The 13,645-nt window shown below is 70.4% G+C and carries 12 protein-coding genes and 2 tRNA genes; 8 read left to right on the forward strand and 6 right to left on the reverse strand.

The window, feature by feature from the left end; genetic code table 11:
• Positions 1–35 precede the first annotated feature (35 nt).
• The 3 genes from ACFUJY_RS03430 to ACFUJY_RS03440 all read right to left on the reverse strand — a co-directional run bounded on the left by ACFUJY_RS03430 (position 36) and on the right by ACFUJY_RS03440 (position 728).
• Positions 36–108 (reverse strand) — tRNA-Gly (locus tag ACFUJY_RS03430).
• A gap of 79 nt (positions 109–187) precedes the next feature.
• Positions 188–259 (reverse strand) — tRNA-Gly (locus tag ACFUJY_RS03435).
• Between the two features lie 133 nt (positions 260–392).
• Complete coding sequence (locus tag ACFUJY_RS03440; RefSeq protein ID WP_383293734.1) at positions 393–728, reverse strand: Lsr2 family protein; 336 nt, start codon at positions 726–728, stop codon at positions 393–395.
• A gap of 386 nt (positions 729–1,114) precedes the next feature.
• On the opposite strand from ACFUJY_RS03440, the gene purS reads away from it, so the two are divergent.
• The 3 genes from purS to purL are packed head-to-tail and all read left to right on the forward strand — an operon-like array spanning position 1,115 to position 4,298.
• Positions 1,115–1,375 carry a phosphoribosylformylglycinamidine synthase subunit PurS gene (gene purS, locus ACFUJY_RS03445; protein ID WP_018101738.1) on the forward strand — a complete coding sequence of 87 codons (261 nt, stop codon included), beginning with the start codon at positions 1,115–1,117 and terminating at the stop codon, positions 1,373–1,375.
• On the forward strand, positions 1,372–2,052 hold the full coding sequence (gene purQ / locus ACFUJY_RS03450; RefSeq protein ID WP_164402307.1) for a phosphoribosylformylglycinamidine synthase subunit PurQ: 681 nt from the start codon (positions 1,372–1,374) through the stop codon (positions 2,050–2,052). Before purS ends, purQ begins: the two co-directional genes overlap by 4 nt.
• Complete coding sequence (gene purL, locus ACFUJY_RS03455) at positions 2,049–4,298, forward strand: phosphoribosylformylglycinamidine synthase subunit PurL (RefSeq protein ID WP_265542848.1); 2,250 nt, start codon at positions 2,049–2,051, stop codon at positions 4,296–4,298. Before purQ ends, purL begins: the two co-directional genes overlap by 4 nt.
• A gap of 66 nt (positions 4,299–4,364) precedes the next feature.
• Here purL and ACFUJY_RS03460 read toward each other — a convergent pair whose 3' ends face one another.
• A complete protein-coding gene (locus ACFUJY_RS03460) occupies positions 4,365–5,897 on the reverse strand; it encodes an MFS transporter (RefSeq protein ID WP_383293739.1) in 1,533 nt (510 codons plus the stop codon).
• Between the two features lie 124 nt (positions 5,898–6,021).
• Between ACFUJY_RS03460 and ACFUJY_RS03465 the strand changes: the two genes are divergently transcribed.
• The 4 genes from ACFUJY_RS03465 (at position 6,022) to purM (ending at position 10,600) form a co-directional block, all read left to right on the forward strand.
• Positions 6,022–6,660 (forward strand): TetR/AcrR family transcriptional regulator, encoded by a 639-nt coding sequence (locus tag ACFUJY_RS03465; protein ID WP_383293742.1) that lies wholly within the window; start codon positions 6,022–6,024, stop codon positions 6,658–6,660.
• Between the two features lie 116 nt (positions 6,661–6,776).
• A complete protein-coding gene (locus ACFUJY_RS03470; RefSeq protein ID WP_383293744.1) occupies positions 6,777–7,577 on the forward strand; it encodes a sterol carrier family protein in 801 nt (266 codons plus the stop codon).
• A 362-nt stretch (positions 7,578–7,939) separates the two neighbouring features.
• Complete coding sequence (purF, locus tag ACFUJY_RS03475) at positions 7,940–9,466, forward strand: amidophosphoribosyltransferase (protein ID WP_383293747.1); 1,527 nt, start codon at positions 7,940–7,942, stop codon at positions 9,464–9,466.
• A gap of 60 nt (positions 9,467–9,526) precedes the next feature.
• On the forward strand, positions 9,527–10,600 hold the full coding sequence (gene purM / locus ACFUJY_RS03480) for a phosphoribosylformylglycinamidine cyclo-ligase (RefSeq protein WP_383293750.1): 1,074 nt from the start codon (positions 9,527–9,529) through the stop codon (positions 10,598–10,600).
• Between the two features lie 123 nt (positions 10,601–10,723).
• On the opposite strand, the gene ACFUJY_RS03485 is transcribed toward purM, so the two are convergent.
• Positions 10,724–10,981 (reverse strand): DUF3073 domain-containing protein, encoded by a 258-nt coding sequence (locus ACFUJY_RS03485; protein WP_073966783.1) that lies wholly within the window; start codon positions 10,979–10,981, stop codon positions 10,724–10,726.
• A gap of 290 nt (positions 10,982–11,271) precedes the next feature.
• A complete protein-coding gene (locus tag ACFUJY_RS03490; protein WP_383293753.1) occupies positions 11,272–12,363 on the reverse strand; it encodes a Leu/Phe/Val dehydrogenase in 1,092 nt (363 codons plus the stop codon).
• A 177-nt stretch (positions 12,364–12,540) separates the two neighbouring features.
• Here ACFUJY_RS03490 and ACFUJY_RS03495 point away from each other — a divergent pair, with 177 nt between their 5' ends.
• Positions 12,541–13,386 carry a hypothetical protein gene (locus ACFUJY_RS03495; protein WP_383293756.1) on the forward strand — a complete coding sequence of 282 codons (846 nt, stop codon included), beginning with the start codon at positions 12,541–12,543 and terminating at the stop codon, positions 13,384–13,386.
• Positions 13,387–13,645: the final 259 nt, after the last annotated feature.

The following is a 13,645-nucleotide window of genomic DNA, read 5'->3' on the forward strand; positions in this document are numbered from 1 at the left end:
CCCCGGTCGTAATTGACCGGGGCCTTCGTATTCTGAGCGGACGACCAGGTTCGAACTGGCGACCTCAACCTTGGCAAGGTTGCGCTCTACCAACTGAGCTACGTCCGCATTGCAGCCACTCGGCTTTCACCGGTGGAGCGAGCACTACTGTACCTGATCCACCGGAGTGGTCCTGCAAGTCGTGCAGAGCGGGTGACAGGAATTGCACACTGCGCCTTCCCCCTGGAAGGGGGATGTTCTGCTACTGAACTACACCCGCACGCTGCGTGGGGTTCGGCCTTTTCGGCCTCGCCCCTCGGCGTGCTCCAGACTCTAGCCGACCTGCGGGGGTGTCGCGCAAGTCGGCTCCCCCGCAGATCCTCCGCCGGTGCCCCGGCGGACCTTTCGCGGAGTCAACTCGCTTCCTGGAACGCCTCGTACACGCGCTTCGGGATGCGGCCGCGGGCGGGCACGTCCATCCGGTGCGAGCGCGCCCAGGCGCGCACCGCCGCGGGGTCGGGTGCCAGCGAGGTGTGCCGGTACGGAACGGGAGCCTTGCCGTGCTTGCCGGCATTTGTCTGCTTACGGCCGGCCGCCATGTACGGGGCCAGGGCGTTCCGCAGTTTCTTTGCGTTGGACGGATTGAGGTCGATCTCGTACGACTTCCCGTCCAGGGCGAAGGTGACCGTTTCCGCCGCTGTTCCCCCGTCGATGTCGTCGGAGAGTGTGACCACTACGCGCTGCGCCACGGATTTCGGTCCTTTCCTACGGCATCGGCGCGTCTGACATGCGCGGATGCCGGCCTTCCGGCTGTGAGCGCGGATGCGGGCCGACTGGTGTCGGTGCTCCGGGGCAATGCTGCATTCCCCGGTAATCATTTGTACAGCGAGTGGTGCCGCATTGTGAAGCCCGTCCAATTACTCCCGCGTGTCCGCCCGCTATGCGTGCCGCTCGTGAGCATTTGTTTCGCGGCTTTTCCGCCGTCCGGTGATCGGCCGATATCCGGGCGTGATCTATCCCGATTGATATCTACCCGCGTAGAATTTCCGGCCAGGTACGCTGAGTGGACCCGCGGGGGTCCGGGGTACCCCCTCCGGAGAAACAGCCGCACCACACCACCACACCGGGAGTGCCAGTGGCACGCGTCGTAGTCGACGTCATGCTCAAGCCCGAGATCCTCGACCCGCAGGGACAGGCGGTGCAGCGCGCACTGCCCCGTCTCGGCTTCGAGGGAATCGCGGACGTACGTCAGGGAAAGCGTTTCGAGCTGCAGGTCGAGGGGCCGGTCGATGACGCCGCCCTCGCCCGTATTCACGAGATGGCGGAGACGTTCCTCGCCAACACCGTGATCGAGGACTTCACCGTGAAGGTGGAGAACGCCGAGGAGTCGAAGTGACCGCTCGTATCGGAGTCGTCACATTTCCGGGCACGCTCGATGACCAGGACGCCCTGCGGGCCGTTCGCGTCGCGGGCGCCGAACCCGTATCGCTGTGGCACCGCGACAAGGACCTGCACCAGGTCGACGCGGTGATCCTGGCGGGCGGTTTCTCGTACGGCGACTATCTGCGCGCCGGAGCCATCTCCCGGTTCTCGCCGGTCATGGAGACGGTGATCGAGCAGGCGAAGGCGGGCATGCCGGTCCTCGGCATCTGCAACGGCTTCCAGATCCTGACCGAGGCGCACCTGCTGCCCGGCGCGATGCTGCGCAACAACCACCTGCACTTCATCTGCCGCGACCAGACCCTGCGGGTCGAGAACGCGGAGACCGCCTGGACCTCGGACTACTCCGCGGGCCAGGAGATCTCCGTACCGCTCAAGAACATGGACGGCCGCTACACCGCCGACGAGCACACGCTCGACGCGCTGGAGGCCGAGGGCCGCGTCGCCTTCCGGTACGTGGGCCACAACCCGAACGGCTCGCTGCGCGACATCGCCGGGATCACCAACGCTGCGGGCAACGTCGTCGGTCTGATGCCGCACCCGGAGCACGCCGTGGAGCCGCTGATCGGCACCGGTCGTACCGACGGTCTCGGTTTCTTCACCTCGATCATCAAGAAGCTGGTCAACGCATGAGCCTGGACACGGTCAAGCACGCGGCCGAAACCCCGGACACCGCGCAGCCCTGGAAGGAACTCGGCCTCAAGGAGGACGAGTACGCCCGCATCCGCGAGATCCTGGGCCGGCGCCCCACCGGTGCCGAGCTCGCCATGTACTCCGTGATGTGGTCCGAGCACTGCTCGTACAAGAGCAGCAAGGTCCACCTCAAGCAGTTCGGCGAGAAGGTCCCCGCCAACGACGCCATGCTCGTCGGCATCGGTGAGAACGCCGGTGTGGTCGACGTCGGCCAGGGGTACGCGGTCACCTTCAAGGTCGAGTCGCACAACCACCCCTCGTACATCGAGCCCTACCAGGGTGCGGCGACCGGCGTCGGCGGCATCGTCCGCGACATCCTCGCCATGGGCGCCCGCCCGGTCGCCGTCGTGGACCCGCTGCGCTTCGGTGCGGCCGACCACCCGGACACCAAGCGGGTCCTGCCGGGTGTCGTCGCGGGCATCGGCGGGTACGGCAACTGCCTCGGCCTGCCGAACATCGGCGGCGAGGTCGTTTTCGACGCCTGCTACCAGGGGAACCCGCTCGTCAACGCCGGCTGCATCGGTGTGATGAAGCACGAGGACATCCACCTCGCCAAGGCCTCCGGCCCCGGCAACAAGGTCATCCTGTATGGCGCCCGCACCGGCGGCGACGGCATCGGCGGCGTCTCCGTGCTGGCCTCGGAGACCTTCGAGTCGACCGGCCCGGCCAAGCGCCCGGCCGTCCAGGTGGGCGACCCGTTCCAGGAGAAGCTCCTGATCGAGTGCACCCTGGAGATCTTCAAGGAGAAGCTCGTCGCGGGCATCCAGGACCTCGGCGGCGCCGGGCTCTCCTGCGCCACGTCCGAGCTGGCCTCCGCGGGCTCCGGCGGCATGCGCGTCGAGCTGGACACCGTGCCGCTGCGCGACTCCTCCCTCTCGCCCGAGGAGATCCTCATGAGCGAGTCGCAGGAGCGCATGTGCGCCATCGTCGAGCCGCAGCACGTCGACCGCTTCCTGGAGATCTGCGAGAAGTGGGACGTCATCGCCACCGTCATCGGTGAGGTGACCGAGGGCTCGCAGCTGGAGATCTTCTGGCACGGCGAGCAGATCGTGGACGTGCCGCCGCGGTCCGTCGCCCACGAGGGCCCGACGTACCACCGCCCCTTCGCCCGCCCGTCCTGGCAGGACGCGCTCCAGGCGGACGACGCGGGCAAGCTGGCCCGCCCGGCGAACGGCGCGGAGCTGCGCGAGCAGGTCCTCAAGCTGGTCGCCTCCCCGAACCAGGCGTCGAAGTCCTGGATCACGGACCAGTACGACCGGTTCGTGCAGGGCAACACCGTGCTCGCGATGCCCGAGGACGCCGGCATGGTCCGCATCGACGAGGAGTCCAACCTCGGCGTGGCCATGGCGACCGACGGCAACGGCCGGTACGCGAAGCTCGACCCGTACACCGGTGCGCAGCTGGCGCTGGCGGAGTCGTACCGGAACGTCGCCGCGACCGGTGCCAAGCCGCTCGCGATCTCGGACTGCCTGAACTTCGGTTCGCCCGAGGACCCGGACGTCATGTGGCAGTTCGCCGAGGCCACCCGTGGTCTCGCGGACGGCTGCCTGGAGCTGGGGACCCCGGTCACCGGCGGCAACGTCTCGCTGTACAACCAGACCGGTGAGACGGCGATCCACCCGACGCCGGTCGTGGCCGTGCTCGGTGTGATCGACGACGTCACGCGGCGTACGCCGGTCGCCTTCGGGGAAGAGGGCCAGCTCCTCTACCTGCTGGGTGACACGCGCGAGGAGTTCGGCGGCTCGGCCTGGTCCGAGGTCGTCCACAACCACCTCGGCGGCATGCCGCCCAAGGTGGACCTGGGCCGCGAGAAGCTGCTCGCCGAGATCCTGATCTCGGCCTCCCGCGACGGCATGATCGACGCGGCGCACGACCTGTCGGACGGCGGCCTGATCCAGGCGGTCACCGAGTCCTGCCTGCGCGGCGGGAAGGGTGCCCGGCTGGTCGTGCCGGACGGCCTCGACGCGTTCACGCTGCTGTTCTCCGAGTCCGCGGGCCGCGCGGTCGTCTCGGTGCCGCGCAGCGAGGAGCTGCGGTTCAACGACATGTGCGGGGCGCGCGGTCTGCCCGTGACCCGCATCGGTGTCGTGGACGGTGACGCGATCGAGATCCAGGGCGAGTTCAGCATCCCGCTGAGCGAGCTGCGCACGGCGCACGAGGAGACGATCCCGGCGCTGCTCGCGTAGTTCCCGGACAGCACACGCCGAAACCCCCGACCGGTTCGTCCGGTCGGGGGTTTCGCGCTGGGTCGGTCAGGCCCTGGTACGGGTGCCGGGCAGCCGGGTCGCCAGGAGCAGGGCGAGGAGCATCGCGCCGGTGGCGCAGGCGAAGACCACGTCCGTCGAGGAGACGAAGGCGTCCAGGGCCCGGTGGCGGGCGGTGCCGGTGAGCCGGCCGATGTCACTGGTCGTTCCGCCGGGGCCCTCGGCGGCGTAGACCCTGCTGAGCACGGCCCCGAAGAGGGAGGCCCCCAGGGCGGTGCCGAGGGTCTGGAAGAACCGGACACCGGTGGTGGCGACGCCCAGCCGGTCCGGCGGGGCGGTGTCCTGGACGAGCTGGATCAGCTGGCCGACGAGCTGGCCGAAGCCGATCCCCATGAGCAGCAGGGCGCCGCGCACGGTCCACAGGCCGGTGTCCGTGTCGAGCGTGGTCAGCAGGGCGAGGGCGGCCGAGGCGAAGACCGTGCCGCTGACGACGAAGGTCTTCTGCGACCAGCCCGCCGCGACCAGGCGCCCTGAGACGAGCCCGACGACGGTCATGCCGATCGCCATCGGGACCAGGAAGAGACCGGCCGAGGTCGCGGCGACCCCGCGGACCACCTGGAGGTAGATCATCACGTAGACGATCGACCCCATCATCGCGACGCCGACGAGCCCCTGGACCGCGAAGCCGTACCGCATGGCCCGCAGGCGGAAGAGGGAGAGCGGCAGGATCGGTTCGGCGGCCGTGGCCTGGCGCCACAGGAACAGGCCGAGCGCGGCGGCGGCGGCGACGGCGAGGCCGACGACGACCGGCGAGGTCCACGCGTACTCCTCGCCGCCCCACTCGGTGACCAGGAGCAGCGCGGTGGAGAAGGCGGCGGCGAGACCGGCGCCGAGGAAGTCGATGCGGTGGCGCGTCGTGCGGACGGGGAGCTTCACCACCAGGGCCGCGGCGATCAGGACGGCGATGCCGACGGGCAGGTTGACGTAGAAGATCCAGCGCCAGCCCGCGTGGTCGGCCAGGGCACCGCCCAGCCAGGGGCCGAGCGCCATGCCCGCACCGGCGATGATCCCGCCGATGTTGCCCTTCCGGTCGCCGCCCTCGGGCTTCTTCCCGCTCCTGCCCGCCTTCGCCCCGGCCGCCGTACCGAGCTGGTGCAGGACGACCATGGTGACGCTCATCAGCCCGCCGCCGCCGATGCCCTGGAAGGCGCGTGCGGCGATCAGCTCGCCCATGGACCGGGCCGTTCCGCACAGCGCGGACCCGGCGAGGAAGGTGGCGAGCGCCCCGATGAAGACCTGCTTTGAGCCGAGGGAGTCGCAGAGCTTGCCGTACAGGGGCAGTGCGGCGGTCGCGGCGAGCTGGTAGGCGGCGATCAGCCACGGGATGCGGTCGACGCCGCTGACCGGGTCCAGGTCGCGGACGATCGGGACGGTCGCCGAGGACACGATGTTCGAGTCCAGCACCGCCAGCAGGATCGTGACGATGCAGAGCGCCACGGCGATCGTGCCGTTCCGGCCGCCGACGGGCCGTCCGGCCGCGGCCGCCCGCCGCGGGTCGGGCGCGATGGCTGTTCCGGACATGACGGGTCCCCCCTCCCGGGCGGCGCCGGGAGGCGCCGCTGTGGTCGCTCCCACTGTCCCCAGAATTCATATACTGAGTCAAGTTTTCGTCCAGGATTAATTTTCATCCTGGTACAGTGAGAACATGACCGAGGGGATGGGCTTGCGCGAGCGCAAGAAGAGGGAAACCCGGCGGCGGCTGCTGGAAACGGCCACCAGGCTCTTCTCCGAGCGCGGGTTCGACCAGGTGTCCGTCGCGGAGATCGCCGACGCGGCCGATGTCTCGAAGATGACCGTCTTCAACTACTTCGACAGCAAGGAAGACCTGGTCTTCGCGCCGATGGAGGAGCATGTCGGCGACGCCGCCAGGATCGTACGGGAGCGCGCGCCGGGGGAATCGGCGGTCGCCGCGTTGCGCCGCCAGTTCGTCGCGGCCGTCGAGCGCCACGACCCGGCGGTGGGGATGGGCGACCAGCCCCTGGCGCTGAACATCGTGCGGCTCGTCCTGGAGACGCCCGCCCTGCTCACGCGCGCCCACTCCTTCTTCGCCCGTACGCAGGAGCAGCTCACCGAGGTCCTGATCGAGGAGGGCGAGGAGCCGGTCATCGCGCGCATCGTCGCCGCCCAGCTCCTCGGTACGCGAAACGCGCTGCTCACCGAGAACCGCCGGCGCCTGCTGGCCGGCGAACCGGCCGCCGCGGTCGTCCCCGACGCCGTCGCCCTCGCCCACCGGGGCTTCGACCTGCTGGAGAAGGGCCTCGGCGACTACGCGCCGCGCGCCTGACCCGGTGCCCCGCCCGCAAGGCGGACCCGCGGCGCCGGGCGGGGACGGCCCCCCTCGCGGTGCTCCGCGCACCCGAGGCGGACGGTCTGTCGGTGCCGCGTCGTAGGCTCCCCGACATGCCGCCCTCGCAGAAGCGCGCCCGTCGCTACGACCCGGCCAGGACCCGCACCGCGGTCCTCGCCCAGTTCGCCCACGTCCGGGACGCCGTGCGCACGCTGACCCCGCAGCAGCTCGCCGCACCGAGCGGACTCGGTGACTGGACGGTGCGCGAGCTCGCCGCGCACATCACCATGGCCCTCTCGCACGTCAGCCGGACGCTGGAGCTTCCCGCACCGGCCCTCGCCAAACCCGAGGTGTCCCTGCTGGAGTGGCCGTTCACCACGGCGGCCCGTGCCCCCAGGATCGCGGACGACACCGCCGAACGGGCCGCCGCCGCCCCCGACCTGGCCGCGCTCTACGCGGAGACCGCCGCCCGCTTCGAGGCCCTGGTCCCCGGCGCCTCCGAGGACCGGCTGCTGGCCACCCGGGTCGGGGCGATGCGCCTCGGCGACTTCCTGGTCACCCGCACCGTGGAGCTGGTCGTCCACACCTGGGACCTCAACGAGGCGACCGGGCTCTCCGTCCCGTACGACCGGCAGGCGCTCGCCGCGTGCAGCCGGCTCCTCGCCGACGCGCTGGCCGAGCGGGCGCCCGGCGGTTCCGTCGAGGTCCGGGTGCCGCCGTTCGCGGTGGTCCAGTGCGTCCAGGGGCCGCGGCACACCCGGGGCACCCCGCCCAACGTGGTGGAGACCGACCCGCTCACCTGGATACGGCTCGCGACCGGGCGTACGGAGTGGGCGCGCGAGGTCGAGGCGGCGAAGGTCGCCGCGAGCGGTGAGCGCGCGGATCTCTCCGCACTGCTCCCGCTGATGGGCTGAGCCCGTCCCGGACGCCCGGCGGACCCCCGAGATGCCGCATACCGGGCACCCGCGGTGTGAGGCTCGCCACGAAACGACCGGTCGGGCTGCTCGCTCCCGGCGCCCGGGAACCGCCTCACGCAGTGCCACGAAGGGCCCGCTCCAGGGCCCTTCCGGGTGGCCGGAACCTATCGGTCGATGGCCGGTGATCCGGGCGTCGCCTGCCCTCCGGCGGTTGCCGCGCGTAGACCGGGGAAGGGCCGCGATGACTGTGCGTGACCGTTCCGGGGGGTCCGAAGGCGTGCCTCCGAGGCGCTTCGCCGGTGGTGGGGCGGGGCATCCCCAATTCGGACCAGTGGTCGATCTCCCCTACACTCGATGGCGTGCCTCGTGGTGATGGACGACTCAACCACGACCTGCTCCCCGGAGAGAAGGGCCCCCAGGACGCTTGCGGCGTCTTCGGTGTCTGGGCTCCGGGCGAAGAGGTCGCCAAGCTCACCTATTTCGGACTGTATGCCCTGCAGCACCGTGGACAGGAGTCCGCGGGCATCGCAGTGAGCAACGGGTCCCAGATCCTGGTCTTCAAGGACATGGGACTGGTCTCGCAGGTCTTCGACGAAACCTCCCTGGGATCGCTCCAGGGCCATATCGCGGTCGGTCATGCCCGCTACTCCACCACCGGTGCCTCGGTGTGGGAGAACGCGCAGCCGACGTTCCGTGCCACCGCGCACGGCTCGATCGCCCTCGGTCACAACGGGAACCTGGTCAACACGGCCCAGCTCGCGGAGATGGTCGCCGACCTCCCGCGCAAGGACGGCCGCGCCACCCAGGTCGCGGCGACCAACGACACCGACCTGGTGACCGCGCTGCTCGCCGGCCAGACCGACGACGACGGCAAGCCGCTGACCATCGAGGAGGCGGCCGCCAAGATCCTTCCCGAGGTCCGGGGCGCCTTCTCCCTGGTCTTCATGGACGAACACACGCTCTATGCCGCCCGTGACCCGCAGGGCATCCGCCCGCTGGTCCTCGGCCGCCTGGAGCGCGGCTGGGTCGTCGCGTCGGAGTCCGCCGCCCTCGACATCTGCGGCGCCAGCTTCGTGCGCGAGATCGAGCCGGGCGAGATGGTCGCCATCGACGAGAACGGTCTGCGCACCTCGCGATTCGCGGAAGCGAAGCCCAAGGGCTGTGTCTTCGAGTACGTCTACCTGGCCCGCCCCGACACCGACATCGCGGGACGCAACGTCTACCTCTCCCGGGTGGAGATGGGCCGCAGGCTGGCCGCCGAGGCGCCCGTCGACGCGGATCTGGTCATAGCGACGCCGGAGTCCGGCACCCCGGCCGCCATCGGTTACGCGGAGGCCAGCGGAATTCCGTTCGGCAACGGCCTGGTGAAGAACGCCTATGTCGGCCGGACCTTCATCCAGCCCTCCCAGACGATCCGCCAGCTGGGCATCCGCCTCAAGCTGAACCCGCTCAAGGAAGTCATCAAGGGCAAGCGCCTGGTGGTCGTGGACGACTCGATCGTCCGCGGCAACACCCAGCGCGCACTGGTCCGGATGCTCCGCGAGGCCGGCGCCGCCGAGATCCACATCCGGATCTCGTCCCCGCCGGTGAAGTGGCCCTGCTTCTTCGGCATCGACTTCGCGACCCGCGCCGAGCTGATCGCCAACGGCATGTCCGTCGAGGAGATCGGCACCTCGATGGGCGCCGACTCGCTCGCGTACATCTCGATCGACGCGATGATCGAGGCGACGACGATCGACAAGCCGAACCTCTGCCGCGCCTGCTTCGACGGCGAGTACCCGATGGAGCTCCCGGACCCGGAGCTGCTCGGCAAGCAGCTGCTGGAGACCGAGCTGGCGGCGGGCCCCGCGGCGACCGCGGCGTCCGACGCGCTGCGGCGTCCGTGACCCGGACCGTCCGGCGGCCCTTCCCCCAGCCCCGTATCTCCACACGAAAGATCCCAGGCAATGTCTGAGACAACAGGTGCTTCCTACGCGGCAGCGGGCGTCGACATCGAGGCCGGCGACCGCGCCGTCGAGCTGATGAAGGAGTGGGTGAAGAAGACGCAGCGCCCCGAGGTCGCGGGTCTCGGTGGCCTCGGCGGCTTCGCCGGCCTCTTCGACGCCTCGGCGCTCAAGCGCTACGAGCGTCCGCTCCTGGCCTCCGCCACGGACGGCGTCGGCACCAAGGTCGACCTCGCGCGCCAGATGGGCGTGTACGACACGATCGGTCACGACCTCGTCGGCATGGTCGTGGACGACCTCGTCGTCTGCGGCGCCGAGCCGCTGTTCATGACCGACTACATCTGCGTCGGCAAGGTGCACCCCGAGCGTGTCGCGGCCATCGTGAAGGGCATCGCCGAGGGCTGTGTGCTGGCCGGCTGCGCGCTGGTCGGCGGCGAGACCGCCGAGCACCCCGGCCTGCTGGGCGCGGACGATTTCGACGTGGCCGGAGCGGGTACGGGCGTGGTCGAGGCCGACCGCCTGCTGGGCCCCGACCGCATCCGCGAGGGCGACGCCGTGATCGCCATGGCGTCCTCCGGGCTTCACTCGAACGGGTACTCGCTCGTCCGCCACGTGGTGTTCGACCGTGCCGGCTGGGCGCTGGACCGCCAGGTCGAGGAGTTCGGCCGGACCCTGGGCGAGGAGCTGCTGGAGCCGACCCGGATCTACTCGCTGGACTGCCTGGCCCTCACCCGTACGACCGAGGTGCACGGGTTCAGCCACGTCACCGGCGGCGGCCTGGCCAACAACCTGGCCCGGGTCATCCCGGACGACCTGCACGCGACCGTGGACCGCTCCACATGGACGCCGGGCGCGGTGTTCGACCTCGTGGGCAAGGCCGGCCAGGTCGAGCAGCTGGAGCTGGAGAAGACGCTCAACATGGGCGTCGGCATGATCGCGGTCGTCCCCGCCGAGTCCGTGGACGTGGCCCTGACGACGCTGGCCGACCGGGGCGTCGACTCCTGGGTCGCCGGGGAGATCACCGCCCGGGACGACCACGCGACCGGCGCCGAGCTGGTGGGTTCGTACGCACGCTGAGCGGGAACACCGGTCGGGCCGACGGGCCCGGCCGGTCACCGGCAGCCTCGCCCTTCCCGCACGCAGGCAGCACAAAACCCGGTCCGGAGGAGCTCCGAACCGGGGTGATGTGTCAGCGCGAGGTCAAGCGCCGCGGCGCTTGGACGACGGACCGGACTGGTCGTTCTCGTCCTCGTCCTCGTCGTTGTTGTACAGATCCGCGTACTGTGCGTACGGGTCATCTTCCTCGTCGTCATCCTCGAACGGTTCCGCGTTCGGTGGCTGACTCGAAGTCGATGCGCCCAGCTCACTGGCCAGACGCGACAGGTCCGTCCCGCCGGTGCTGTATTTCAGCTGGCGGGCGACCTTGGTCTGCTTGGCCTTTGCCCGGCCGCGCCCCATGGCTCGACCCCCTCGGTGACGGGGCTCGACGGCCCCAGAGTCTTGACACGCGTTCATGTTTCAGGACGGACTCTCGGCAGAGAGACCGTGCCTGTAGTGCTTTAACGGTACCTGCTTCCGCGGCCATACGGTACGCCGCCCGCATCACGCGCCCCGGAAGAGGACCCTCGAGACGCCCCGTCCTCGCTGGTCAACTGCGATTTTAACCTCTTATCGGCAGGCGACCCGCCGACCGGCGTGAGTCTTGTCTCGCCGATCGGCGGGTCGCGGCCGTACGGAGGGGTGCCGGGTCAGCGGCGGCGGGCCTCCGCCATCCGCTGTTCGGCGATCCGGTCGGCCGCGGCGGCCGGCGGAATGCCGTCTTCCTTCGCACGTGCGAATATGGCCAGCGTGGTGTCGAAGATCTTGGTGGCCTTCGCCTTGCACCGGTCGAAGTCGAAGCCGTGCAGCTCGTCGGCGACCTGGATGACTCCGCCCGCGTTCACCACGTAGTCGGGCGCGTACAGGATGGCCCGGTCGGCCAGGTCCTTCTCGACGCCCGGGTGCGCGAGCTGGTTGTTGGCCGCGCCGCACACCACCTTCGCGGTGAGCACCGGCACGGTGTCGTCGTCGAGGGCGCCGCCCAGCGCGCACGGGGCGTAGATGTCCAGGCCCTCGGTACGGATCAGCGCCGCGGTGTCGGCCGCGACGGCGACCTCGGGGTGCTGGTCGGTGATCCGGCGCACGGACTCCTCGCGCACATCGGTGATCACGACTTCGGCGCCGTCCGCGAGCAGGTGCTCGACCAGGTAGTGACCGACCTTGCCGACGCCGGCGACCCCCACTTTCCGGCCACGCAGCGTCGGGTCGCCCCACAGGTGCTGGGCCGAGGCCCGCATGCCCTGGAAGACACCGAACGCGGTGAGCACCGACGAGTCGCCGGCGCCGCCGTTCTCGGGGGAGCGGCCGGTGGTCCAGCGGCATTCGCGGGCCACGACGTCCATGTCGGCGACGTAGGTGCCGACGTCGCAGGCCGTCACGTACCGGCCGCCGAGCGAGGCGACGAACCGGCCGTAGGCCAGCAGCAGTTCCTCGCTCTTGATCTGCTCGGGGTCGCCGATGATGACGGCCTTGCCGCCACCGTGGTCGAGCCCGGCCAGGGCGTTCTTGTACGACATGCCGCGCGCGAGGTTCAGCGCGTCGGCGACGGCCTCGGCCTCGGAGGCGTACGGGTAGAAGCGGGTGCCGCCGAGGGCGGGGCCCAGGGCGGTGGAGTGGAGGGCGATGACGGCCTTGAGGCCGCTGGCCCGGTCCTGGCAGAGGACGACTTGTTCGTGTCCGCCCTGGTCCGAGTGGAACAGGGTGTGCAGGACATCGACAGGCGCGCCGGTCACATCGGTCACTGTGGTGACTCCCAAGTACGAAGCGGCGGAAAGACCCTCCTGAAGGTGGGGAGGGCCCGCCGGACCGGCCGTACGGACGGCCCGGCTGGGCAAGAGCGTAAGTCCTACCCCCACGTAGATCTGTTCCAGTGCCAAGGATCACCCCCCACCGGGGGACAGGCGTGACACGATCACCGCATGTCGGTGGTGTCTTCGGTGCTGGTTCCCTACGCGTCCTACCTCCGGGTGTACGAGCCACTGGCGGCCTTCCCGGAGGGCGAGCGCGCCCACTGGGCCCGCTATGCGGCCCGCGAGCGGATGCCCACGGCACAGGACGAACTCAGGCGCTCGCTGGCCGACTTGGCGGCCACCCCGCCCGCGGGGGTGCCGGCGCACGAGAGCGCCGACGCGTTCGTGGCCGAGGTGGACGGGGTGGTGTGCGTCTGCCCGTGGCGGACCCGGCTGCGCGGCTGGCTGGCGCTGGACGGGCTGGCGGAGCTGTTCCCCGGGCCGGTGCTCGACGCGGTGCTGCCGCCGGTGGTGCGCGGCCAGGCGCTGGCCGACCACGAGCGGTGGGCGGAGCGCAATCCGGACGCCCGGCCGTGGATCAGGACGGCGGTGTGGCAGGTTCCGGTGCGCTGGTTCGTGCTCTTCGCGGACGAGGAGCGGGAGCATGTGGTCGCCGGGCCGGACGGAAAGCCTCCGGTCTTCCGGTACCGGACGCCGATGGTCGAGGCGCGGCGCCGGCTGGCCAGGTCGCTGCGGACCTTGCGGGAGACCATGGACGAGGGGCCGCTGACCACGGGGCTCGTCGACGTCGGGCGGTGGCTGGAGGAGTTCCACCCGCGCTCGCTCGTGGAGCTGGACTACGGCGGGCTGGTGCACGCGCTGCCGGAGCGGGAGCTCAGCGTCGACCGGAGCGCCGCCGATGTGGCGGAGGGGATCGCTGCGCTGCGGGCGGGCGACGCGGAGCGGGCGGCCGAGGCGTACGCGCGTCTCGCGGAGCGCTGGCGGGCCGTAAGGGATCGTCAGTTCGCCAACTGACCGCCGGGACACCTCGCACGGACGGTTCGTGAACCGGTGTCGGATGTGACACGTGTGGGTGAAGGGGCGGAAGGTTCGCGAGGGGCGGCGGGACCTACGTCCCGAACCGGGCCTTTGCCTCAACCGTGATGGATAGCACTTACGGGGCCCTTGCGCCCTTCCCTACCCCTCGTGCCAAAATAGGACAAGGAGTCCGGTGAGGACTCCATCCGTCCATGTATGGGCGGATCGCTCAGCATTGCACGCTATGGGGGGTCTG

It is taken from the genome of Streptomyces sp. NPDC057249 (assembly GCF_042669245.1).
In the GTDB taxonomy this organism is placed as follows: domain Bacteria; phylum Actinomycetota; class Actinomycetes; order Streptomycetales; family Streptomycetaceae; genus Streptomyces.

Coding starts and splice junctions, on each gene's coding strand:
- ACFUJY_RS03485 (WP_073966783.1), bottom strand. CDS start 10,981: ATGGGGCGCGGCCGGGCAAAGGCCAAGCAGACCAAGGTCGCCCGCCAG.
- purM (WP_383293750.1), top strand. CDS start 9,527: ATGTCTGAGACAACAGGTGCTTCCTACGCGGCAGCGGGCGTCGACATC.
- ACFUJY_RS03465 (WP_383293742.1), top strand. CDS start 6,022: ATGACCGAGGGGATGGGCTTGCGCGAGCGCAAGAAGAGGGAAACCCGG.
- purL (WP_265542848.1), top strand. CDS start 2,049: ATGAGCCTGGACACGGTCAAGCACGCGGCCGAAACCCCGGACACCGCG.
- ACFUJY_RS03470 (WP_383293744.1), top strand. CDS start 6,777: ATGCCGCCCTCGCAGAAGCGCGCCCGTCGCTACGACCCGGCCAGGACC.
- ACFUJY_RS03495 (WP_383293756.1), top strand. CDS start 12,541: ATGTCGGTGGTGTCTTCGGTGCTGGTTCCCTACGCGTCCTACCTCCGG.
- ACFUJY_RS03460 (WP_383293739.1), bottom strand. CDS start 5,897: ATGTCCGGAACAGCCATCGCGCCCGACCCGCGGCGGGCGGCCGCGGCC.